The sequence below is a fragment of the Fredinandcohnia onubensis genome, assembly GCF_002734215.1.
In the GTDB taxonomy this organism is placed as follows: domain Bacteria; phylum Bacillota; class Bacilli; order Bacillales; family Bacillaceae_L; genus Ferdinandcohnia; species Ferdinandcohnia onubensis.
Genome location: NZ_NSEB01000004.1, coordinates 514,959 through 537,989 on the forward strand (window position 1 = coordinate 514,959; position 23,031 = coordinate 537,989).

At 38.7% G+C, this 23,031-nt stretch carries 21 protein-coding genes; 20 read left to right on the forward strand and 1 reads right to left on the reverse strand.

Annotated elements, in window-relative coordinates:
- The 19 genes from CKK03_RS05565 to CKK03_RS05655 all read left to right on the forward strand — a co-directional run bounded on the left by CKK03_RS05565 (position 1) and on the right by CKK03_RS05655 (position 20,362).
- Positions 1 to 1,179 (forward strand): acetyl-CoA C-acetyltransferase, encoded by a 1,179-nt coding sequence (locus tag CKK03_RS05565; RefSeq protein WP_099361608.1) that lies wholly within the window; start codon positions 1 to 3, stop codon positions 1,177 to 1,179.
- A gap of 64 nt (positions 1,180 to 1,243) precedes the next feature.
- Positions 1,244 to 2,827: an AMP-binding protein gene (locus CKK03_RS05570; RefSeq protein ID WP_099361609.1), complete on the forward strand. Its 1,584-nt coding sequence runs from the start codon at positions 1,244 to 1,246 to the stop codon at positions 2,825 to 2,827.
- Positions 2,824 to 4,011 carry an ABC transporter substrate-binding protein gene (locus tag CKK03_RS05575; protein ID WP_099361610.1) on the forward strand — a complete coding sequence of 396 codons (1,188 nt, stop codon included), beginning with the start codon at positions 2,824 to 2,826 and terminating at the stop codon, positions 4,009 to 4,011. Before CKK03_RS05570 ends, CKK03_RS05575 begins: the two co-directional genes overlap by 4 nt.
- 79 nt (positions 4,012 to 4,090) lie before the next feature.
- Positions 4,091 to 4,963, forward strand: a complete 873-nt coding sequence (locus CKK03_RS05580; RefSeq protein WP_099361611.1) for a branched-chain amino acid ABC transporter permease — start codon at positions 4,091 to 4,093, stop codon at positions 4,961 to 4,963.
- Between the two features lie 12 nt (positions 4,964 to 4,975).
- Positions 4,976 to 6,010, forward strand: coding sequence for a branched-chain amino acid ABC transporter permease (locus CKK03_RS05585; protein WP_099361612.1), 1,035 nt, complete (start codon positions 4,976 to 4,978; stop codon positions 6,008 to 6,010).
- Positions 5,985 to 6,755, forward strand: a complete 771-nt coding sequence (locus CKK03_RS05590) for an ABC transporter ATP-binding protein (protein WP_099361613.1) — start codon at positions 5,985 to 5,987, stop codon at positions 6,753 to 6,755. Before CKK03_RS05585 ends, CKK03_RS05590 begins: the two co-directional genes overlap by 26 nt.
- Positions 6,752 to 7,483 carry an ABC transporter ATP-binding protein gene (locus tag CKK03_RS05595; RefSeq protein WP_099361614.1) on the forward strand — a complete coding sequence of 244 codons (732 nt, stop codon included), beginning with the start codon at positions 6,752 to 6,754 and terminating at the stop codon, positions 7,481 to 7,483. The genes CKK03_RS05590 and CKK03_RS05595 overlap by 4 nt, the downstream gene beginning before the upstream one ends.
- 13 nt (positions 7,484 to 7,496) lie before the next feature.
- Complete coding sequence (locus CKK03_RS05600) at positions 7,497 to 8,621, forward strand: acyl-CoA dehydrogenase family protein (protein ID WP_099361615.1); 1,125 nt, start codon at positions 7,497 to 7,499, stop codon at positions 8,619 to 8,621.
- A gap of 91 nt (positions 8,622 to 8,712) precedes the next feature.
- The gene (locus CKK03_RS05605; RefSeq protein WP_099361616.1) at positions 8,713 to 10,911 is read left to right on the forward strand and encodes a helix-turn-helix domain-containing protein; all 2,199 of its coding nucleotides are present in this window, start codon (positions 8,713 to 8,715) and stop codon (positions 10,909 to 10,911) included.
- Between the two features lie 211 nt (positions 10,912 to 11,122).
- On the forward strand, positions 11,123 to 11,953 hold the full coding sequence (locus CKK03_RS05610) for an amino acid ABC transporter substrate-binding protein (protein WP_099361617.1): 831 nt from the start codon (positions 11,123 to 11,125) through the stop codon (positions 11,951 to 11,953).
- A complete protein-coding gene (locus tag CKK03_RS05615) occupies positions 11,937 to 12,641 on the forward strand; it encodes an amino acid ABC transporter permease (RefSeq protein ID WP_099361618.1) in 705 nt (234 codons plus the stop codon). The genes CKK03_RS05610 and CKK03_RS05615 overlap by 17 nt, the downstream gene beginning before the upstream one ends.
- A 13-nt stretch (positions 12,642 to 12,654) precedes the next feature.
- A complete protein-coding gene (locus tag CKK03_RS05620) occupies positions 12,655 to 13,404 on the forward strand; it encodes an amino acid ABC transporter ATP-binding protein (RefSeq protein WP_099361619.1) in 750 nt (249 codons plus the stop codon).
- An 82-nt stretch (positions 13,405 to 13,486) separates the two neighbouring features.
- Positions 13,487 to 14,083 (forward strand): NADPH-dependent FMN reductase, encoded by a 597-nt coding sequence (locus CKK03_RS05625; RefSeq protein ID WP_099361620.1) that lies wholly within the window; start codon positions 13,487 to 13,489, stop codon positions 14,081 to 14,083.
- A gap of 145 nt (positions 14,084 to 14,228) precedes the next feature.
- The gene (locus CKK03_RS05630; RefSeq protein ID WP_099361621.1) at positions 14,229 to 15,467 is read left to right on the forward strand and encodes a M20 family metallo-hydrolase; all 1,239 of its coding nucleotides are present in this window, start codon (positions 14,229 to 14,231) and stop codon (positions 15,465 to 15,467) included.
- Positions 15,468 to 15,526: 59 nt separating this feature from the next.
- Complete coding sequence (locus CKK03_RS05635) at positions 15,527 to 16,639, forward strand: Gfo/Idh/MocA family protein (protein ID WP_425432842.1); 1,113 nt, start codon at positions 15,527 to 15,529, stop codon at positions 16,637 to 16,639.
- A 45-nt stretch (positions 16,640 to 16,684) separates the two neighbouring features.
- On the forward strand, positions 16,685 to 17,407 hold the full coding sequence (locus CKK03_RS05640; RefSeq protein WP_099361622.1) for a FadR/GntR family transcriptional regulator: 723 nt from the start codon (positions 16,685 to 16,687) through the stop codon (positions 17,405 to 17,407).
- 95 nt (positions 17,408 to 17,502) lie between these two features.
- Positions 17,503 to 18,222: a (Fe-S)-binding protein gene (locus tag CKK03_RS05645; RefSeq protein WP_099361623.1), complete on the forward strand. Its 720-nt coding sequence runs from the start codon at positions 17,503 to 17,505 to the stop codon at positions 18,220 to 18,222.
- A 14-nt stretch (positions 18,223 to 18,236) separates the two neighbouring features.
- The gene (locus CKK03_RS05650; RefSeq protein WP_099361624.1) at positions 18,237 to 19,664 is read left to right on the forward strand and encodes a LutB/LldF family L-lactate oxidation iron-sulfur protein; all 1,428 of its coding nucleotides are present in this window, start codon (positions 18,237 to 18,239) and stop codon (positions 19,662 to 19,664) included.
- Complete coding sequence (locus CKK03_RS05655) at positions 19,664 to 20,362, forward strand: LutC/YkgG family protein (RefSeq protein WP_099361625.1); 699 nt, start codon at positions 19,664 to 19,666, stop codon at positions 20,360 to 20,362. The genes CKK03_RS05650 and CKK03_RS05655 overlap by 1 nt, the downstream gene beginning before the upstream one ends.
- Before the next feature lie 153 nt (positions 20,363 to 20,515).
- Here the strand turns inward: CKK03_RS05655 and CKK03_RS05660 are convergent, their stop codons facing one another.
- On the reverse strand, positions 20,516 to 21,529 hold the full coding sequence (locus CKK03_RS05660) for a LacI family DNA-binding transcriptional regulator (RefSeq protein WP_099361626.1): 1,014 nt from the start codon (positions 21,527 to 21,529) through the stop codon (positions 20,516 to 20,518).
- A 156-nt stretch (positions 21,530 to 21,685) separates the two neighbouring features.
- Between CKK03_RS05660 and CKK03_RS05665 the strand changes: the two genes are divergently transcribed.
- Positions 21,686 to 23,008, forward strand: coding sequence for an ABC transporter substrate-binding protein (locus CKK03_RS05665; protein WP_099361627.1), 1,323 nt, complete (start codon positions 21,686 to 21,688; stop codon positions 23,006 to 23,008).
- The last annotated feature ends 23 nt before the right edge of the window (positions 23,009 to 23,031 follow it).

The following is a 23,031-nucleotide window of genomic DNA, read 5'->3' on the forward strand; positions in this document are numbered from 1 at the left end:
TTGAGTAAAGAAATTGTTGTCATTGATGGTGCACGTACTGCTTTTACAGAATTCGGGGGATCATTTCGTGATGTATCAGCGATCGACCTTGCCGTACAGACAACGAAGGAAGCAATGCGCAGGTCAGCAATACAGCCGGAAGAAGTGGATCAAGTAGTAATCGGAAATGTTATTCAATCCAGTACTGACGCAATTTATATGGCAAGACATGTCGGGTTAAAATCAGGTATTCCTGAGCATGTGCCTGGATTAACCGTCAATCGACTCTGTGGCTCAGGCTTACAAGCTATCGTTAACGCCGCGCAATCTATTAAACTAGGAGAATCCAATGTTAGCATTGCGGGTGGTACAGAAAATATGAGCCAGGTTCCACATGTTGTTCGTGGTGCTAGATGGGGCTTACCTCTCGGAAAAGCACCAATGGAGGATTACCTATGGGAAGCTCTCTATGATCCCTATGGGAAATGCTCAATGGCCATTACAGCGGAAAACCTTGCTGAAAAGTATGAGATTTCAAGAGAACAGATTGATGAGTTTGCCTCACAAAGTCATAAGCGTGCTTTAGTAGCACAAGAAAATGGTATTTTTGAGAAGGAAATTGTACCAGTAACGGTGAAAGTAAGAAAAAGTGAAAAGGTAATCGATCAAGATGAACATCCACGTGATACACCAACTGGTGTTTTAAATCGATTACCAGCTAGATTTAAAGAAAACGGTGTAGTTACGGCTGGGAATGCAAGTGGCATTAATGACGGCGCAGCGACGATGGTCGTCACTTCTAGTGAATATGCTCAAAAACGAGATTTAAAACCACTAGCAAGATTGGTTTCATGGGGAATAGTTGGCGTTGAGCCAAAGTACATGGGAATCGGACCTGCCCCAGCGATTCGACAGGCATTAGAGCGTGCCAATATGAGAGTTGAGGATTTGGATTTAATTGAAATCAATGAAGCTTTTGCTGCTCAATATCTTGCTTGCCAAAAGGAACTAGGCTTTGACCCGAGCATTGGGAATGTCAATGGTGGGGCGGTAGCATTAGGCCATCCACTTGGAGCAAGTGGTGCAAGAATCAGTTTATCGCTCATTTACGAGCTTAAGAGACGAAATAAAAAGTACGGCGCATCTGCATTATGTATCGGTGGAGGCCAAGGAATCGCGGCGATTTGGGAAGTCTTGTAGTTTTAATCAGTCGGGGCTTCAGCCCTGACTGATTAAGGAAATTTTAGTTATTGGGGTGAATTACATGAAAAAAGAATTAAGCAAACTTAGTGTTTCGGAGCTTTTAGAAAACGTTTGCAAAAAGGATCCTCATCATGAAGTTTCATACGATGGTTACACACGGCTGTCCTATCAGGAATTATGGGAGAAATCTCTTAATCTTGCAGCTTCACTACAAGAAATCGGCATAACAAAAGGAGATAAAATTGCGGTTTGTTTACCAAACTGGAATGAATTTGTCGTGATTTATATGGCCGTCTCTCATCTTGGAGGCGTCATCGTTCCTTTCAATACTCGTTACCGACAAGATGAAGTTGAGTACATTTTACGTAACTCTGAGGCTAGGATTGCCTTTTTTGCCGAAGAATTTGGTGGAGTCAAACATTATGAACAATTCACATTAGCAATTGGGCGTGTTACAAGTCTTGAAAGACTCATTACAGTTCGGTGCGTGAAAGATGGCCATATGAGTTACGAGCAATTACTCGAAAGAGTCAACGACCAGTCTTTCTCGCCTATCAAAATCGATTCAGAAAATGACATTTTCTGTATCTTGTATACTTCAGGTTCTACAGGTGCACCAAAAGGAGCGATGCTTACCCATAGTAATTTCGTGAACACCGCAATCATTACTGCTGAAGAGATGAAGTGTACGGAAGAAGACGTCTTCTATGTAGCTGTACCACTCTTCCATGTATTTGGTATGGTACCAAGCATATTAAGTACGATTGCGGTTGGGGCTCGGATGGTCTTGGCAGAAAAATATAATGCCAAAGAAGCATTGGAAACCACACAAAATGAAAGAATCACGGTCAAACATGGCGTTCCAACAATGTTCATTTTAGAGCTTAATCATGCTGAGTTCAGAAATTATGATCTGTCTTCACTAAGAACTGGTATTATCGCAGCGGCCCCATGTCCAGTTGAAATTGTGAAGCGAATCCGAATAGATATGGGCTGTGATATTGTCGTTTGCTACGGTCTAAGCGAGACATCACCAACCCTTACCATGACTGCTTTTGATGATGACGACCAAATTCGTGCCGAAACAGTTGGAAAGGTACTGCCAGGTGCCGAAGTGAAAATTGTGAACGAATTTAAGGAAGATGTTGGTCTTAATGAGGTTGGAGAAATAGCTTGTCGTGGTTTCGGTATCATGAAGGGTTACTACAATATGCCTGAAAGAACGAGAGAAGCATTAGATGAGGAAGGCTGGTTTTATTCCGGTGACCTTGGCACATTAGACGAGCAAGGAAACTTAAGAATCGTTGGCCGTAAAAAAGAAATGATCATTCGAGGTGGCTACAATATCTACCCAAGAGAAATAGAAGAAGTTTTATATACACATCCGGATGTAATGGAAGTGGCAATAGTTGGACTGCCTGACACTGTTTTAGGTGAAATCTCTTGTGCCTGCGTAAAAATTAAGCCAAATACTTCACCAAGTGTTAAAGAGCTTTTGGAGTTCGTAAGACCAAAAGTTGCTGACTATAAAGTCCCGGATAAATTGTTGATCATGGATGAATTTCCGATGACAGCCAGCGGGAAAATTAGAAAAATATCACTTCAGGAACAATTAAAAGAAAAATTGGGGGCCGAATTACGATGAGAAAAAATTCTTGGGTCTGGTCATTTCTGGTCATTTGTTTAAGTGTATTTGTTATTGCAGGCTGTAGTGGAGGTTCACAACAAACAGAAGGAGAAAACAGTGGAGGCGATGTTAAGCCTAGCGGGGAATCCTCAGATATAATTAAAATCGGTGTTATCGTTGCAGATACAGGTCCAGCATCTGCTTTAGGTAAACCTGAAGCAGACGTTGCGCGATTACTGAACAAACAACTTAAAGACAAAGATTTTAATGGGAAAAAGGTAGAACTTATCATCGAGGATTATGAAACAGACGACACAAATGCAGTCGTGCTTATGAAAAAAATGATTTCAGAACATAATGTTACGGCTGTAGTTGGTGGAACTCAAACAAGTACGAGCGTGGCACTAATGGGTGTGGCTGCTGAAAATAAAATTCCACTCGTTGCATTAGGTGTATTGAATGATGACCAATTTAATGAATACACAGTTCAAGCTCCACAAAGCAACGAAACCGTTCTTCAAAATGTGATTGATTATTTAAAAGATAACAATATTGATAGTGTTGCTTGGATCAATGCAAGGGATGGTTTCGGTCAGACTGGACTTCCTGTTTTTGAAGGAATGGCAAAAGAAAATGGGATTGAAATTGTAGCGAAAGAAGACTTTGATGCTGAAGCTACTGATATGACTGTCCAATTAACGAAAATTAAGCCTAAAAATCCAGGTTCCATCATTATTTGGTCACGTCCTCCTGGAGCAGGAATTATTGCGAAAAACTACTCACAATTAGGCATTGATGTTCCAATGATCCAAAGCCATGCTGTAAGTAATCAAGGATTCTTAGATCAAGTTGGAGCTGATGGAGTAGGAGTGTTGGTTCTTGGAAGTAAATTAAATGTTCTTGATTCTTTAGATGACAACGAACAAACTCAGCTCTTTAAAGACTTTGCTGAACCATTTATGGAAGAGTACGATTATAACCCAGGTCCATTCGGCGGCTATGCATATGATGGCATTCAAATGGTGCTTCAAGCTATTTCAGAAGGTAACACGGATTCCGAATCTATTAAGAAGTATTTAGAAACAATCTCTTATAAAGGTGTTACAGGAACGTATAATCTATCACCAGATAATCGTAATGGGGTTGAAGGTGATGGTATGGCCATCCTAAAGGTTGGGGAGAACGGATGGGAATTAGAATAATATCTTAGATAGTCAATTGAAGCATGTATGATGTGAGTCATGCATGCTTTCTGAGTTCTTTCGTTAAAGGAGGGTTACAATGGATGCCGTTATTCAATATTTGATTACAGGCTTAACGACCGGAAGTATCTATGCATTAATCGCGATAGGGTTCGTGACGATTTACAATGTGACAGGCATTATTAACTTCGCTCAAGGTGAATTCGCGATGCTTGGCGCGATGTTTTGCATCACTTTTTCTAGTCTTGGATTACCGATATATGTTGCTATTTTACTTGCCGTGCTTTGTACTGCATTGATCGGATTTGGTGTTGAGAAACTCGCAATCGCACCAACAAAAAATGCAAGCTTTATCAACTTAATTATCATAACAGTTGGATTATCTATGGTTCTTAAAGCAATTGGATTATTTGCTTGGGGGACGTATCCGAAATCTCTTCCTGCTTTTTCAGCTAATAACCCAATTCAAATTATGGGAGCTGTATTAATGCCACAAAGCATTTGGGTCATATGTACTTTGTTTTTCTTACTCGCACTTCTTTACTTCTTCTTTGAAAAAACAATTACAGGATCGGCGTTAAAGGCTTGTGTTGTAAATCCAGTAGCTGCTAGGCTAATGGGCATCAATACCTCATCCATGTCAACATTGGCATTTGTTTTAAGTGCAGCCGTAGGAGCTATTGCTGGGATTGTAATCGCCCCTGTAACAGGTGCAACCTATGATATGGGATTAATGCTTGGATTAAAGGGCTTTATGGCCATGATTATCGGAGGAATGACGAAGGTTCCTGCTGTAGTAGTTGCAGGCTTTTTAATTGGAATTATTGAATCTTTTTCAGCAGGATATATTTCCACTTCATACAGCGATGCGATAAGTTTTGGAATTCTATTACTTGTTCTATTTATTGCACCAAATGGAATTATGTCAAAAGTTATTGGGAATCGCGTGTGAGGAGAGGGGTGAATGAACATGTTGTATCCTAGTCGAACGAAACCACTGATCGTCATGCTTATCACGATAATCGTTCTTCCACTATTATTCAATAATTCTTATATGCTAAGTCTATTTATCCTAATTGGAATTTATAGCATGGTCACAATAGGATTAAGTCTCCTAATGGGGTATGCAGGCCAAATTTCACTTGGGCATGCAGCATTCTTTGGATTAGGTGCTTATATGACAGGAGTTTTAACGACAAGTTATCAAATGTCTTCATGGATTGCACTCATTATTGGGGTATTAGTGACTGGTCTGCTAGCCTTTATAATCGGAATTCCTATATTAAAATTGAAAGAACATTTCTTAGCATTTGCAACTATTGGTGTAAATGTCATTGTATTTATTTTATTACTAGGACTTACCGATATTACCAAAGGTGCTGCTGGCTTATCGGGAATCCCAAAATTGAATCTTTTTGGGTTCGTTTTACAACAAGAGTTGAGCTTCTACTATTTTATTTGGGGGATTGTTGTTTTAATCGTAATCCTTTCTCTTAATATTGTACATTCTCATGTTGGAAGGGTGTTAAGAGGCATTCATGATAGTGAGATCGCAACAAGGTCTTTAGGTATCAATGTTGCAAAGTTTAAACTTCATATTTTTGTATTAAGTGCCATTTTTGCCGCAGTTGCAGGAAGTATGTACGCTCATTTTATGAACTTTATTACACCTTCTACCTTTCACATATTAGTCTCGATTCAATTTTTAGTAATGGTCGTAGTAGGTGGGTCGCAATCCATTTGGGGAGCAATAGCAGGTGCCTTTTTAATGACGATGCTCGGTGAATGGGTAAAGGATTACCTTCCATTGCTATTCGATGTAAGTGGAGAAGTTGAAATCATTGTGTATGGCCTCGTCCTAATTCTTGTCGTTATGTTTATGCCAAAAGGACTTATCCCAACAGGCGCCATTCTATATGAACGAGTCAAAGATAAAGTTCGGCCTGTAACAAGAAAGGAGGACGTTGTCATAAATGAAAACAACCATCCTGCAGATTAATCACTTAACGAAACGATTCGGGGGAATTGTGGCAGTAAACGATGTCTCCTTCACAATGAATCAAGGAGAAATACTCGCTGTTATTGGTCCGAATGGTGCTGGGAAAACGACGTTATTTAATATGATCTCCTCCGTTCTACCAAGTACTAGTGGTGAGGTTTGGTTTATGGAGGAAAAGCTTAATGGGGCACCGGTTCATAATTTAGCTTCTAAAGGGATTACTCGTACGTTTCAAAACCTTCAAATTTTTGATAATATGACCGTTCTTGAGAATGTAATGCTAGGTGTTCATCCACAAATGAAAACGAATGTTTTTTTTGCGGCATTAAGAACCAAGGCAGTAACAAAAGATGATGAAATGGCAAAACGGCTAGCTGAAGAAGCTTTAGAAAAGGTAGGAATCCTTGAACAAGCAGACCAAATTGCAGGAAACCTACCATATGGATTGCAAAAGCTTTTAGAAATTGCACGTGCAATCGTTTCGAAACCAAAGCTTGTTTTACTTGATGAGCCGATGGCTGGGCTTAACGATGGGGAGGCTGCAAAGGTTGCAAATATCCTAATCGACATGAAAAAAGAAGGTTATTCATTTCTATTTGTGGAACATGACATGAATACAGTTATGAAAATAGCAGATAAAATTGTTGTAATCGACTTTGGAAACAAGATTGCTGAAGGAACACCAGAGGAGATCAAGAAAAATCCAAAGGTGATTGCTGCCTATTTAGGGGAGGAAGTACTATGACACTCCGCACAATCAATCTTACAACCTATCATGGTAGAGTTAAAGGAATCGATGGAATCAATCTAGTAGTGAATCCTGGAGAAATCATATCGATCATCGGAGCGAATGGAGCAGGGAAAAGCACATTGCTCGGAACGATTTCGGGTATTTACAAGCCAACGGACGGTGAAGTCTTTTACAATGATACATCTTTAACGAGAGTAAAGTCTCATAAAGTAGTTGAACAAGGAATTTCTCTTGTTCCTGAAGGACGTCAAATCTTTTCCAATCTAACAGTTAAAGAAAATCTGATTCTAGGAATGTATTTCAAATATCGAAAAGAAAAACAGATTGTTTCCACCAAAATAGACCGAATGATTGAGATGTTTCCAGGATTGCAGAAGCATATGAATAGCGTTGCAGGAACATTAAGTGGAGGAGAACAGCAAATGTTAGCCATTGCAAGGGCATTGATGTCTGATCCAAAAGTGATCCTTCTAGATGAGCCTTCAATGGGATTAGCGCCATTAATCGTAAAAGAGATCCTTGATATTATGAAGCAAATTAGGGATGAGTTTGGAGCAATGGTGATCTTAGTTGAACAAAATGTAAAAGCAGCCCTAAGTGTTGCTGATCGAGCATATGTTATGGATCGAGGCAAATTTGTTCTTGAAGGCAGAGCAAATGAATTAATTCAAAATCCATTGGTTCAATCAACATACCTGGGCTATACGGAGAATGTCATATAGAAGGGTGATAAAATTGAGCTTTATCGTAACAGAAGAACAGCAAACAATTAGAAGTTTTGCACGTGATATCGCAAAGAATGAAATTACACCTTTTGCACGACAGTATGATGAGGAAGAAGAATTTCCGTTAGAAATCATAAGAAGACTACATGATGTAGGGTTATCGAACCTAGCGATACCTGAAGAATACGGTGGCCCAGGAATCGATAAGCTCTCTCATGCTTTGATTGTTGAAGAAATTGCTAGAGCATGTGCAAGCGTTGCAACAAGTATCGAAGCGAACTCTCTTTCTTCATATCCTATCCTTGTAGGAGGAAGTGAAGAGCTTAAGAGAAAATATCTAACCCAACTAACAAGAGAAGGAAAGTTTGCTTCTTTTGCCCTGACTGAACCAGGTGCAGGTAGTGATGTTGGCTCCTTAAAAACGACTGCAATTAGAAGTGGTGACGAGTATATCTTAAATGGGGAAAAATGTTTTATTACGAATGCAAGTTACGCGGACTTTTTTGTTGTGTTAACCAATGTAAAAGATAGTGGTTTTACTGCATTCGTTGTAGAGCGAGATTCAGAAGGGTTACAGGTGGGTGTCAAGGAGAAGAAGCTTGGCTTACGTGCCTCTAATACTGCATCTGTTATTTTCGAAGACGTTCGAGTCCCCTCATCGAACCGCATTGGTGCGGAAGGTGCTGGCTTAAAAATCTTTTTACAGGGGCTCATGAATGCTAGACCTATGGTGGGGGCCCAAGCAGTAGGAATTGCTCAAGCGGCCTATGAAGATGCCCTTGCTTATTCAAAGGAAAGAACTCAATTCGGAAAACCGATTTCCAATCTACAGGCAATCCAATTCATGCTTGCTGATATGGCGATGAATATTGAAGCGGCAAGGCTCCTTGTTCATCAATCTGTGCAGTTTTTACAATCTGGTACACCATCCATCAAGCATGCTTCCTTTGCAAAATGCTTTGCCTCTGATTCCGCAATGAAGGTAGCAACAGATGCCGTACAAATTTTTGGTGGCTATGGATTTATCCGCGATTACCCGGTAGAGAAGTATTTTAGAGATGCAAAAATCATGCAAATATATGAAGGAACGAATCAAATTCAACGAGTTGTCATCGCTAAAGAAATACTTAAATAGGTCTTTCTATATAAATTAAACGCTTTAAGAAGGAATTCGAAACATCGAGTGGAATGTATATAGAAAACAAAGTAGAAGGTGGCGATTTTTTTTGAAGTTAACAAGTGAACGAGAAAAGTTAATGAAGAAAATTGATACTCATTTACGAACGATGGCGCGCCACCTTGTTACATTTGACACGATTGAAGAAACGCTAGATTACTTGTTAGAAGGATTTTATAAGGAATATGCATGTGATTTAGTGGGAGTCGTCCTTTATGAAAAAGGAAGGCTTGTCCCGAAGGTTTGGAAAGGAGATCAGTTTACAATTGATCAAACACTCCAGTTAGATGTCAACGACTGTTCTCCTAAGCTCCTAAAAAACGCAATTTGGTGGCAGAAGGATAAGCATGAAGAAACCAACTGTGCCTTTCATACTGCCATCAAGAATGAAAACCTATCAACATGGTTTACAGTCCCCCTACATAATTTAAACGAAAGCTTTGGTCTTTGTGTAATAGGTTTTCGTGAATTTATTCCATTAATCATTGAAGCAGAACAAATCTTTACAGAGTTCGGTCATGATGTCGCATCCTCATTAATCATCGCCCGTGAGAAGGAAAGTCAAAAACGAAAAATGAAGGGAATTGAGTGGATTAAGGAGAATATTCTCCCAAACTCTTCAATTGAACATATCATTGAAAAAGTGGTCGAACGTGCATGTAAAGGAACCCATGCAAGTGGTGCCTGCGTTTACTTATATGATGAAGAAAACACGTGTTTTGATCTTCATCCCCCATGGTATGGGCCTGTTGGACATCCAATTAAGATTAAAGTAAATTCAAATCAATCACTGGATTCCTATTTTCCATGTGTTGAGGTATCAGGAGGAACTGAACTTACTGTTCCATTACTTGTTAATTTAAAGACAATCGGCGTTATTTATGTCACGACGGGTGGGGAAGTCTATTTTACGGAAGAGGATCTGGAATTTTTGAAATTTGTTTCAGATTTCGTTTCTATGCAAATTGAAAACGCAAGACTTTATCGGTTTGAATATGAAAGCAAAAAAAGTCTTGAGACCATACTAGAGCACCAACAGGAATTAGTAAAAAAGACAGTAAAAGGTGCAGATTTAATTGAGATCACAAATACAATTAGTGCCATGATTGATAGTACCGTATTTTTATACGACAGATTTATGAATCCAATTACCTTAAGAGTTAAGCAGGTGGAAAAGCACCTTCAAAACGAATACGAACATGAAATTATTAAAATGAAAAGCGAAATCATCAAGCTTCGTACCGAAGATCTGACGATTTCAGTAAATGGCACTGGCTTACATGTACTCCCCATTTTGCAGGGAAATAAAGCTTTAGGGTATTTGATTGTAAGTTTATATCAGAAGAAAATGCACCGCCTGATTCGCCTTACGATTGACTATGTCTTAAATGTATATGCAATTGAATTCATTAAACAAAAACTCGTTCTTGATACAAAAGAACAAATTCAAGAAGGCTTCATTAATCAATTGTTCGCAGAAACGATTGAAAATCCCGAGAAAATTATTCAATATGCAACATTAACCAATTGGAATATACTTGAACCCCATACAGTTGTAGTAGGCTCATTCGATGTAGCGGATGATACAGGCGAAAATGTTGTGGCGATAGAAGCAAAAAAATCAAGGGTATGGGACCAAATGAAATCTGATTTATCTTTTCATTTTTCGAATATGATCTTTAGTCGTAAAGGTGATGATTTTATCATCATTGTTCAAACACCAGACGAGAAAAACGTTTGGGAACGACTTTATAAACTTCTTTCAGATTCAACAAAAAAAGAGAAGATAACACCCTATTTTGGAATCGGTGGGAGCACGACAAAATTAGAAGATTATTATGATAGTTACTTGAAAGCGTCCAAAGCGAAGAATGTTATCATGAATCGTAATTCAGACGGAGGCTATGCACTATACGATGATCTCGGTGCCTATACCATTTTAAGCAATACGAGTGATTTAGCATCAGCCAAAATCTTTATTAAGAAAAACCTTGGAGCTTTGGTACAGTATTCCGAAAAAAATAACGTCGATCTCTTTGGGACACTAAGAGTTTATCTACTTCATAATGGCAATGTAAGAGAGGCCTCTAATGCATTATTTATTCATCGAAGTACCCTAGAATATCGAATTGACCGTATTGCTGAACTATTAGATGTCGATTTAAATGATGCAGAAGTACGGTTTGAGCTTTTAATGGCTTATAAACTGTATAGTCTATTTGATTTTGATTCATCTGAATTGATGTAGAAAAGTTTAAGCTTTCCCTCACCATTCCCGGCATTAACTGAAGTTGAGAGATTCGGTAAGAAATGTTGAACTATAAAATAGAGTGCGAAAAAGAGCTGTCAATTTACGACGGCTCTTTTTTTACTGTCGTCCTTTGTGTATGAGAATGGCTGAACTTGTAAAATCTACTACTAGGCAGAAACACGCATTAAATACACAGGGGGTTTTAAAAATGAAAAAACAGGTCTTTCTAATTTCCCTCATCCTTACTTTTGCTTTTTTCCTGGTAGGATGTGGTGGGACTAATCAAGACAACAATGCGGGGAATGAAGATAACAACGATACCAAACAAACAGGATCCTTATTTGATGAAATAAAGGAAAAGGGAGTTCTAACAGTAGGAACAGAAGGGACATATGCACCTTATACCTTCCACAATGAAGAGGATAAATTAACGGGCTATGACGTGGAAGTGATTAGAGAAGTCGCAAAGCGTATGGATCTTGAAGTGGAATTCATGGAAACTCAATGGGATTCCATGTTTGCTGGTCTAAATTCAAAACGATTTGATTTAATTGCAAACCAAGTAGGGATTAATGAGGACCGTCTAGCTAATTATGAATTCTCAGAACCATATACCTATTCTTCAGCTGTCCTTGTTGTACCAAAGGATAATAGTGATATTGCGTCATTTGAGGACTTAAAAGGTAGAAAAGCTGCGCAATCTTTGACGAGTAATTACGGTGCAATCGCTCAAGAAAATGGCGCTGAAATCGTAGGTGTAGAAGGGCTCGCTCAGTCAATTGAATTGATTAAGCAAGGACGTGCGGAAGCTACTGTTAATGATAAGCTCGCAGTTCTTGATTATATAAAATCGCAGGGTGATGAAAGTATCAAAATTGCAGCTGAGTCAGACGATGTTTCGGAAATGGCTTTTACTTTCAATAAAGGTAATGAAGACTTGGTGAAGGCAATTAATGAACAGTTGGCTGCAATGAAGGAAGATGGGACATTAGCAAAAATTTCGCAGGAATGGTTTGGTGAAGATGTTTCTACAAAATAGCCTACTTTTCACGATTACTGCGAATATGGAGGGATGGGAGTTATTTATGAACTCCCTTCCCTCTATGCTTTCTGGAGCGATCCAATATACGATTCCACTCACACTTATATCTTTTATAGGTGGTATTATATTAGCCTTGCTCACAGCAATGATGCGATTGTCAAAATCTAAACTTATTCAAATTCCAGCTATTATCTATGTTTCAGCGATTCGTGGAACACCACTACTAGTTCAACTATTTATTATTTTCTACGGACTTCCCAATGTCGGAATCAATATTGACCCATTCCCAAGTGCAGCCATCGCCTTTATTTTAAATGTTGGCGCTTATGCATCAGAAATCATACGGGCATCTATTTTATCCATACCAAAAGGCCAATGGGAAGCGGCATTTACAATTGGAATGACAAGATGGACAGCATTAAGGCGCATCATTCTTCCACAAGCAGCAAGGGTCTCCGTACCACCGCTGTCTAATTCGTTTATCAGCCTTGTCAAAGATACATCCTTAGCTTCATTAGTATTGGTGGCTGAATTATTCCGTAAGGCCCAGGAGATAGCAGCAAGAACGTATGACTTCCTACTTTTATATCTGGAGGCTGCCTTAATCTATTGGGTGATTTGTTTCATTTTATCACTTATTCAGGAAGTACTCGAACGAAGGTTGAGTCGTCATGTCTTAAAGTAAAAGGGGTGAGGGTATGTTTTTATCTGTTAAGGGCTTGGCAAAATCTTTTGGTGAAAATGAAGTGTTAAAAGATATTGATCTTGAGATTAATAAAGGGGAAGTCGTCTCCATTATTGGCCCATCCGGATCAGGAAAAACAACGATGCTCCGTTGCTTTAATGGTCTTGAACAACCGGATAAAGGACTTTTTCAGTTTGAAGATGGATTATCCATTAACTTTGCAGGAAAGTTGAGGAAACTGGACATCATTCGATTAAGCAGAAAATCAGGGATGGTTTTTCAATCCTATAACCTTTTTCCACATAAAACTGCTCTTCAGAATGTAATGGAGGGCCCTGTGATTGTCCAAAAAAGAAATAAGACGGAAGCTAGAAGTGAAGCCGAAGATTTACTAGAAAAGGTTGGATTAAAGGAGAAAATGGATTTATATCCTGACCAATTATCAGGCGGACAGCAACAGCGGGTAGGAATTGCAAGAGCATTAGCGCTGAAGCCGGAGCTGCTCTTATTCGACGAACCAACATCGGCCTTAGACCCAGAACTAATTGGAGAAGTGTTGAAGGTAATGAAGGATCTGGCTAATGAAAATTGGACCATGATTATTGTCACTCATGAAATCCAATTTGCTGGTGAAATCTCAGATAAAGTCCTTTTCATGGATGGAGGGTATATCGTCGAGCAAGGTAAACCAGATGCGGTATTAAAGAATCCTAAGGAAGAACGGACGAAGCGATTCTTACAACGAATTTTAAATCCTACTTAAAAAATATCTTTGTATAGAATCTATTCAAAATTGGGAAATTAATACCGTAATGCTTTTCTTAACTACATAGGTGGTGTTAAGTATGGGCTTTTTAGACAAATTATTTGGCAAAAATACAGCAACGGAGGAACCAAAAATGACTGAAGAAAAATTAAACATTGGGATTATTTTAAGTAGTACACGAGAAGGTCGGGTTAGTCCACAGGTTGGAGAATGGGTAAAGGGTTATGGTGACAAAAAAGGGAATGCAAATTACGAAATCGTAGATATTAAAGAGTATGATCTACCTTTCTTAGGAACAGGTGATGCACCTGGAATTGCAAAATGGAATGAGAAATTAGCAAGCCTTGATGGATTTATCTTTGTTGTGGCAGAATATAATCACAGTATCACTGGAGCATTAAAAAATGCGATGGATTTAGCTCGTGAAGCATGGTACAACAAATCAGCTGGAATCGTTAGCTATGGTTCAACTGGTGGTGCTCGTGCTGCAGAACATCTCCGTGGAATCTGTGGTGAGTTAAATATTGCGGATGTACGTACCCATCCAACCTTATCGCTGTTTTTAGATTTTGAAAATGGTACTGATTTTAAACCACAAAATATTCATGACGATAATATGAACATGCTGTTAGACCAAGTCGTTTCTTGGGGTAAAGCATTAAAGACAGTACGATAAGATAACAAAGAAGCAACGTCTATAAAAAAGGCGTTGCTTTTTAGTTTGCCATTTTTCTAAATCTTAAAAATCATATCTAAACAATTCCATCTAACTGGTATAATATTGATAGAATCTTGAATGACAGGACGGGAGATATATCAGCATGGATCGCATTGAAAGATATCAAGTGCTTTTTAATAAAATCAATCAATATAACTCTGGTGAAAAAGGAATAACTAGAATTGCCTATACCAATGAAGAACAAACTTGTACACATGCTTTTATGCGGATGTGTAAAACTGAAGGATTAGAAATCAGTATGGACCAATGTGGAAATGTAATTGCTAGGAGAGAAGGAAAAAACAAGGATCTACCGCCGGTTCTAATGGGCTCCCATCTGGATACAGTCTATCAAGGTGGGAAATATGACGGAGTAGTGGGTGTTACAGCTGCATTGGAAGTTGTAAAAAGGCTTAATGAAAAAGGAATTGAAACCGCTCACCCAATTGAGATTGTTTCATTTGCCTGTGAGGAATCTGCTAGATTCGGCGTTTCTACTGTAGGAAGTAAGGCAATGTCTGGACGATTTGATAAAGAGAAATTTAGACATTTAAAAGATCGTGATGGAATTACAATGGAAGAGGCCCTATCATTATGTGCTCTTGATATTGATAGTGTCGAAGAAGCTAGTAGAGAAAATGAAGAAATTAAAGCATTCTTTGAATTGCATGTTGAGCAAGGTCCAGTTTTAATGAACAATAATAAAAATATTGGGATTGTGACGGGAATTGCTGCACCGGTAAGGTTGTTTATTAAAATTAAAGGAACCGCCTCACATTCCGGAACAACCCCAATGCATATGAGGAAAGATGCCCTATTAGGGGCGTCCGAGATAGCCCTAGAATTAGAGAAAATTGCCAAGGAAGAACAACAATATGGAACAGTTGCCACTGTTGGTGTCATGGATGTTCATGCAGGTGCAATGAATGTGGTACCAGGTGAAGTGGACATAAAGGTCGATATCCGCTCTACCTCCGTAGAGTCAAGACAAAGAGTTTTAGACCATTTACATAAAACGATACAAGCCTTGGAAACAAATAGACAGCTTGAAATAGTGAGCAATGAAATCATTAGTGAAGAACCGGTTTTACTCTCTAAAGAGATAAATAATATTACAGAATCCATTTGTGAGAGCTTAAATCTTTCCTATCAAAAGATGGCAAGTGGGGCAGGCCATGATGCGATGAATATGACCAAGCTATGTCCTACGGGTTTAATTTTTGTACCTTCCGTTGATGGACTAAGCCACCATCCGGACGAGTATACCGAGCTTGAAGATATCATGACGGGGATTGACGTTCTCGAAGAGCTAATAGTGCATTATTCAGTGAGGATAGGCTAATAATCCTTTGTAGTCATAAGAGGATGTGTCTGGTACACATTAAAAAGGAGGGGATAATAATGGCACATGATGGTATGAGTTATGCACCGAAGGGAAAACCAAATCCTGTTGTGAAAAAAGGGGAATTTATATTTGCAGCAGCCTGTCTTGATCATGGGCATATTTACGGAATGTGCAATGGATTAATTGAGGCAGGTGCTACATTAAAATGGGTGTATGACCCGGATCCCTTAAAAGTAGCGAAGTTTTTGGAAACTTTTCCTGAAGTGATGCAAGCTAAATCTGTAGAGCAAATTTTAACAGATATAAATGTTCAGCTTGTGGCTGGTGCAGCGATTCCTTCAAAACGAAGTGAACTTGGTATCCAGATAATGAATGCAGGAAAAGACTATTTTACAGACAAAACACCCTTTACTTCATTAGAGCAATTGGAAGAAGCAAAGGAAGTTGTCAAACAAACTGGCCAAAAGTACATGGTGTATTATAGTGAGCGTCTTCATGTTGAGGGAGCTGTATTCGCTGGTGATTTAATTAAAAATGGTGCAATTGGTCGTGTCATTCAGGTGACTGGTTTCGGTCCACACCGATTAAATGCACCTAGCCGACCAGAATGGTTTTTTAATAGAGAACAATATGGTGGAATCTTATGTGATATTGGTTCTCATCAAATCGAACAATTTTTATACTATACGGGTTGTCAGGATGCAAAAGTGTTACATAGTAAAATTGCAAACTATCATCACCCACAGTATCCGGAATTAGATGATTTTGGAGATGCAACATTGGTTGGAGATAATGGGGCGACAAATTACTTCCGAGTAGATTGGTTTACTCCTGACGGATTAAGGACTTGGGGAGATGGGAGAATCTTTATTATTGGTACAGAAGGAACGATTGAAATCCGGAAATACATCGATCTGGCACGTGCGAATAATGGAAATCACGTGTTTTTAGTTAATAAGAATGGAGAGCAGTATTTCAATGTGTCCGGAAAGGTTGGATATCCGTTCTTTGGGCAGTTCATCTTAGATTGCTTGAACCGTACCGAAATAGCCATGACTCAGGCTCATGCTTTTAAAGCAGCAGAATTATGCTTGCGGGCGCAAGAACAAGCAATTGACATTTATAGAAATGAGAATGAAGATGGGATGAAAATTACCTCATTTGAATAAAATCTAGACTTTACATGAATGAAATTATGTACCGGAGGATAATCAATGGAATACAAAAAAATCAAACCGAAAAAAATCTATGAAGAGGTTGCGGATACATTACAGGAAGCAATTCGTTCTGGGAAGCTTAAACCTGGAACAAAGCTAGAATCCGTTCAACAGCTGGCTGAAAGTTTTCAGGTTGGACGTTCCGCAATTCGTGAAGCTTTAACTGCGCTAAAAGCTATGGGATTAATTGAAATGCGCCAAGGAGAAGGAACGTATGTAAAGGAATTCCAAGCAGAGGAACTTACATTCCCACTAGTATCAGCTATGTTAATGAATCAAAAGGACGTCATGCATCTTCTTGAAATAAGAAAAATAATCGAAACCGGGACAGCGTCAACAGCAGCGAAGAAGCACACTTCTGAAGACTTAGAAAAACTGGAAACAGCGCTTAATGGCATGAAAGCAGCATTAGGTAATGAGGAGCTAGGAGAAACAGCCGACCTCCAGTTTCATCTTGCCATTTCAGAAGCCACCCAAAACCCAATGTTAACGAATTTATTATTGAACGTTTCAGATCTCATGCAGGAAACAATGAAAGAAACACGAAGAATCACCTTATTTTCAAAAGAAAAAACGACAGAGCGATTATACAATGAACATCTTGCTATCTATGAAGCGATTGTAGCAGGAAATGAAGAAGCTGCTAGAAGCACAATGATAACACACCTTAATAATGTTGAGGAAACCTTAAGGGAATTTTTTATAGAATCTCTAAAATAGTCTTTTATAACATGGAAAAAGGTAGTAACATTGTTTTTAATAATAAGGTCATCAGATGACCTGTTCACTTGTTTTGTTGAAGGGGGAAAATCAAAATGAAAGTCACTTTATTTGCCACCTGTCTTGTTGATATGTTCCAAACAAATGTAGGGAAAGCGACGGTTGAGCTACTTGAGCATCTTGGTTGTGAAGTAGAATTTCCGGAAAGCCAGGTGTGCTGCGGACAGCCTGCATATAATAGCGGGTATGTAGAAGAAACGAAAAAAGCCATGAAAAAAATGATTGAAACCTTCGAGAATGCGAAGTACATCGTTTGTCCATCTGGCTCTTGTGCAAACATGTTTCATGAATATAAGGATATTTTTAAAGGAGACCCTGTATGGGAACCAAAAGTAATCGAACTTGCTAAGAAAACCTATGAATTAACACAATTCATTGTCGGAGTTTTAGGACTCACAGATGTCGGTTCAACATTCAAAGGGAAGGTAACGTACCATACTTCCTGTCATATGACGCGATTATTAGGTGTAAAAGAACCACCAATTAAACTACTAAAAAATATTGATGGTGTTGAATATGTCGATCTTCCAGGTAAGGAAAATTGCTGTGGTTTTGGTGGAACATTTTCTGTGAAAATGGGCCAAATTTCTGAGAAGATGGTTGATGATAAGGTACAATGTGTTGAATCAACTGAGGCTGATTATCTCATTGGTGCAGACGGGGGCTGCCTCATGAATATTGGTGGAAGAATTAACCGACTTGGTAAACCAATAGAAGTTTTACATATTGCAGAAGTGCTAAACTATCGAAACTAAAGGGGGGATAAAACATGGCATTAAAAACTAGTAACGAACCATTTAAAGCTCGTGTTCAAAAGGAAGTGCAAAACACTTTCATGAGAGGTGCGGTTTCAAAAGCCCAAGAAACCATTCAAGGAAGAAAGCAAACGGTAACAGACGAATTGGGAAACTGGGAGGAATGGCGTAACCATGGGGAGGAAATTCGTCAGCACGTCCTTGAAAATCTTGATTATTATCTCTATCAATTAAGCGACCAGGTCGCAACCCAAGGCGGACATGTTTTCTTTGCCCAAACGGCTGAAGAGGCTAGTACTTATATTAGTGACCTTGCGAAGAAGAAGGAAGCAAAGAACGTCGTCAAAGCAAAATCAATGGTGACGGAAGAAATCAGTCTAAATCAAAAACTCGAAGAAGCGGGTTGCCGAGTAATTGAAACAGACCTTGGCGAATACATCCTGCAAATGGATGATCATGATCCACCTTCCCATATCATTGTTCCAGCTTTGCATAAAAATAAAGAGCAAATTCGTGACGTATTTGCAAATAAAATGGACTATAAGAATTCGGAAAAGCCTGAGGAACTTGCATTATTTGCGAGAGAATCATTACGCCAAGAGTTTTTACAAGCAGATATGGGGATTACAGGATGTAACTTCGCGGTTGCAGAAACTGGTTCTATAACTCTCGTAACAAATGAAGGAAATGCCGATCTTGTGGCTGCACTACCAAAAACACAGGTTGTAGTAATGGGGATGGAGCGTCTAGTTCCAACATTCGAAGAAATGGAAGTACTAGTTGGAATGCTAACAAGAAGCGCGGTTGGTCAAAAATTAACCAGCTATATCACGACATTAACAGGTCCACGTGAAGAAGGAGATGTCGACGGTCCAGAAGACTTCCATCTCGTTATTGTGGATAACGGTAGATCCAATATCCTCGGTACTGAATTCCAATCCGTTTTACAATGCATTCGCTGTGCTGCTTGTATCAATGTTTGTCCGGTTTATCGGCATGTAGGCGGTCATTCGTACGGTTCAATTTATCCTGGTCCAATTGGGGTTGTGTTAACACCATTGCTCGGAGGTTATGATGAACACAAGGAACTGCCTTACGCATCAACTCTTTGTGGCGCATGTACAGACGCATGTCCAGTAAAAATACCACTTCATCAGTTGATTCACAAGCATCGTGAGGTTATCGTGGAGCGGGAAGGTCGCGCACCTGTTTCTGAAAAACTATTAATGAAGGCATTTGGTTTCGGAGCGTCATCATCATCCCTTTATCAAATGGGTTCAAAACTTGCGCCAACCTTAACAAAGCCAATGACTCAAGGTGACAAAATTACAAAGGGAGTGGGCATGTTAAAGGAATGGACGGATGTACGTGATTTTCCTGCGCCAAACAAAGAGAGATTTAGAGATTGGTTTAAAAATCGTGAAAAAGGAGGCGTTGAGTAATGAAAGGAACGATTCAAAATCGAGACGCCTTCCTCGACCAAATTGCCAAACAACTTGGTCGGGAACGAAAAACAACGTTAACACCACCTGTGTGGAAACATAACCCACAGGAAGAAGTGTTAAAAAATTCAACTGTGGATGAGTTGATCGAGGTTTTAAAGCTTCAATGCACCAAAATCCATACGGAACTCATTATGACGTCAAAATCCAAGCTATCAGAAGCCCTAGAAAAGAAAATCAAAGATTTCGGGAGCGGCCCAATCATTACCTGGAAAGATGAGCGCTATGAACAATTTGGGCTTCAATCCTTATTGAAAAAAGAACAAGCTTTTGAATGGAATCCAGACTTAGGAAAAGAAAACATTACAAAAGCAGAACAAGCAAACATAGGAATTTCGATAAGTGAAAGCACATTAGCAGAATCCGCTACAGTTGTACTATACAGTGGCCCAAATCGCGGGAGAACGATTAGCTTTCTACCAACTCATTCAGTTGTAATCGTCCCAAAAAGCACGATTGTTCCACGGATGACCCAAGCAGCAAAGCTCATTCGTGAAAAAGTCAAGAAAGGGGAGCGGGTTCCTTCTGCAATCAATTTCATCACTGGACCAAGTAACTCGGCAGATATTGAAATGAATCTTGTAGTAGGTGTTCACGGACCGGTGAAGGCGACCTATATATTGGTGGAAGATTTGTAAGGAATAATTATTTATATTTAAAAACCTGTAAGTTTTTTTGAAACAAAGATTATGTTTCAAAAAAACTTACAGGTTATTTTCTCTTTGTTTTGTCATATTGCATTTCCGGCGCCTACACATTTATTAATTAAGTTACTGTGATTATAGTAATGTTTATCGAAGGCTTTTGGTTGACTTCCTGATCAAAATTTCGGAAGGAAGTACGATTCTCCTTGTATCTGCAGGCCCAATTTTTTCAATTCTTTCAATTAGTAATTGTATCCCTAAATAGCCGAATTCGTAGGCTGGTTGTGAAGCTAAGGTTAAGAATGGCCGGTAATCTGGTACAGGGTCTGGATCATCAAAACAGACTAATGAAAAATCATCTGGAACCCGTAAATTCTTCTCATATAATATTTTCATGATATCAATCGCAATGAAGTTGTTTCCTGCAAAAATAGCCGTCGGTCGTTCAGTGTCCGGAAGTTCTAACAACTTCTCAATCACGTCTATAGCATCATTTTGTTTAAATGACAAATTGTATAATAACATTTCGTTTATAGGAATCTCATATATTTTCAACGTATCTCTAAATGATTGTTCCCTTAATTGGGAAGTTGAAATTTTTTTCGGGCCGTTTATTAATGCAATATTTGTATGTCCTTGCTCAATTAAATGAGTCATTAGCCTACGTGTTCCCTCGTAATTATCACCAAGCACAATATCACACTCAATGTCTTTAACCTGTCTATCAATTAAAACAAAAGGAATCTTGTGTTTAATCAGTGTTTTCAAGTTCTTTTTTGAATCATCTCCAGTTGGAGCAATTAAGACTCCATCAACGCCAGATGACAATAGCATATCAATATACTCAGATTCCTTGACGAAGTTTTCATCACTATTGCTTAATAGTAACCGGTATCCCATTTGTTTCGCCTTGTCTTCTGCCCCTCTGGCAACTTTGGTGAAAAAGGGATTTGTGATATCTGTAATAAGCAATGACAAAATCTTTGAGTGTTTTAAGGTGAGGCTACGCGCAGCATTGTTAGGAATATAGTTTAGCTCTTTTATCACCTTCTCAACTTTTTCCTTTGTCTTTTTACTGATATTTCCGGTATTGTTAATCACTCGAGATACAGTCATTGGAGATACATTTGCTTTTTTCGCTATATCATATATGGTAGTCATTCTATTAATCCCTTTCTTTTTTTATGTATTTTTACTATATTTGATAAACGTATTGACTTCAAGATAGATAAATGATATTTTTTTGGTATCGGTAACAATTTTCTTAATCTTTACTTTATTTTTAATTATTTTTCTATAATAAAAGGGGGAAAAGTCTTGAAGAAAAGTTCTGTTTTAGCAATTTCTTTTATCTTGGTGTTATCTTTATTTTTAGCTGCTTGTGGGGGAGGAGATTCTGTAACTTCTTCAAGTGACAAAGAAAGTGAATCAGGTAAGACAACATTAACAATGATTGAGAGTTTAACAAGTCCTGAACGTACAACATTATTGCGCGGAATGTTAGATGAGTTTGAAAAGCTAAATCCTGAAATTAGGGTAAACTTAATTTCACCGCCGCTACAGAATTCTGACCAGAAGATAACACAGATGATGATGGCGAAAGAAAAACTTGATGTAGTAGAGGTAAGAGATTACACAGTAAAACAATATTCAGTTAACGGCTTTATTGAGGATTTGACTCCATACATAGAAAAATGGACCGAGTGGGAAAACCTAACAGAGAATGCGAGATATGGTGCTAAGTTTGTCGACGATACACCATATTATTTACCTTATGGATTTTATCAAAAGTCTCTATATTACAGAGTTGACAGATTCAAAGAGCTTGGTCTTGAAGTTCCAAAAACATGGAAAGAATTGCTCGAAGTTGGTAAAGCGCTTACGGATGCAAGTGAAAACAAATATGGTTACAGCTTTAGGGGGGGCGCTGGTTCATCTGATTACTTTGAATTTTTCATCTGGTCCTTCTTAGGGGACAAGCTTGAACAGAAGGATAGTTACTTCACAAAAAATGGAAACACAATTTTTGGAACAGCAGAAGCAAAAGAAGCACTGCAACTCTTTATTGATATCTATAAGAAAGCATCCCCACCAGATGCAGTAAGTTGGAGCTACCCAGAGATGGTTCAAGGATTTACATCAGGTGTTACAGGAATGCTAATTCAAGACCCTGAGGTCATTTTAACTGCAGATGAGAATCTACCTGAGGGTACTTGGAACACAGCACCAATTCCTGTAGGTCCATCCAGTAAAGCACCTCAGGCAGTTGGGGCTGCAGCAGGATGGGGAATGACTTCTTATTCTGAGAATAAGGAAGAGGCTTGGAAATTAATCGAATTCCTGTCTAGTCCAGAACAAAACTTGTATTTTACAAAAAATAATTCTTTAATTCCAATCTTTACATCTGCTAGCGAAGACCCATTCTTTAACGAAGGGTATTACAAAGCTTATTTAACAATGAATGAGCAAACTGAAGTTTACACTGTTGTTGATAAGCCAGTTGCATATGAAGGTTATGGTCAGTTTAGAATCGATGCTGAGAAAGACATCCAAAAGCTTCTCTTAGATCAAGCCAAAGTAGAAGAAGTACTAGAAAAGTGGGATAGTTTCTGGAAGTCAGAAAAAGAAAAAATGAAATAAAAATAAGTTAAGTTCAATTAGTA

What these genes read in the sequence shown, in the direction of transcription:
- CKK03_RS05580 (WP_099361611.1), top strand. Translation starts at nt 4,091, where the DNA reads ATGGATGCCGTTATTCAATATTTGATTACAGGCTTAACGACCGGAAGT.
- CKK03_RS05620 (WP_099361619.1), top strand. Translation starts at nt 12,655, where the DNA reads ATGTTTTTATCTGTTAAGGGCTTGGCAAAATCTTTTGGTGAAAATGAA.
- CKK03_RS05610 (WP_099361617.1), top strand. Translation starts at nt 11,123, where the DNA reads ATGAAAAAACAGGTCTTTCTAATTTCCCTCATCCTTACTTTTGCTTTT.
- CKK03_RS05635 (WP_425432842.1), top strand. Translation starts at nt 15,527, where the DNA reads ATGGCACATGATGGTATGAGTTATGCACCGAAGGGAAAACCAAATCCT.
- CKK03_RS05655 (WP_099361625.1), top strand. Translation starts at nt 19,664, where the DNA reads ATGAAAGGAACGATTCAAAATCGAGACGCCTTCCTCGACCAAATTGCC.
- CKK03_RS05625 (WP_099361620.1), top strand. Translation starts at nt 13,487, where the DNA reads ATGGGCTTTTTAGACAAATTATTTGGCAAAAATACAGCAACGGAGGAA.
- CKK03_RS05645 (WP_099361623.1), top strand. Translation starts at nt 17,503, where the DNA reads ATGAAAGTCACTTTATTTGCCACCTGTCTTGTTGATATGTTCCAAACA.
- CKK03_RS05630 (WP_099361621.1), top strand. Translation starts at nt 14,229, where the DNA reads ATGGATCGCATTGAAAGATATCAAGTGCTTTTTAATAAAATCAATCAA.
- CKK03_RS05585 (WP_099361612.1), top strand. Translation starts at nt 4,976, where the DNA reads ATGAACATGTTGTATCCTAGTCGAACGAAACCACTGATCGTCATGCTT.
- CKK03_RS05660 (WP_099361626.1), bottom strand. Translation starts at nt 21,529, where the DNA reads ATGACTACCATATATGATATAGCGAAAAAAGCAAATGTATCTCCAATG.
- CKK03_RS05650 (WP_099361624.1), top strand. Translation starts at nt 18,237, where the DNA reads ATGGCATTAAAAACTAGTAACGAACCATTTAAAGCTCGTGTTCAAAAG.
- CKK03_RS05640 (WP_099361622.1), top strand. Translation starts at nt 16,685, where the DNA reads ATGGAATACAAAAAAATCAAACCGAAAAAAATCTATGAAGAGGTTGCG.
- CKK03_RS05570 (WP_099361609.1), top strand. Translation starts at nt 1,244, where the DNA reads ATGAAAAAAGAATTAAGCAAACTTAGTGTTTCGGAGCTTTTAGAAAAC.
- CKK03_RS05575 (WP_099361610.1), top strand. Translation starts at nt 2,824, where the DNA reads ATGAGAAAAAATTCTTGGGTCTGGTCATTTCTGGTCATTTGTTTAAGT.
- CKK03_RS05595 (WP_099361614.1), top strand. Translation starts at nt 6,752, where the DNA reads ATGACACTCCGCACAATCAATCTTACAACCTATCATGGTAGAGTTAAA.
- CKK03_RS05590 (WP_099361613.1), top strand. Translation starts at nt 5,985, where the DNA reads ATGAAAACAACCATCCTGCAGATTAATCACTTAACGAAACGATTCGGG.
- CKK03_RS05615 (WP_099361618.1), top strand. Translation starts at nt 11,937, where the DNA reads ATGTTTCTACAAAATAGCCTACTTTTCACGATTACTGCGAATATGGAG.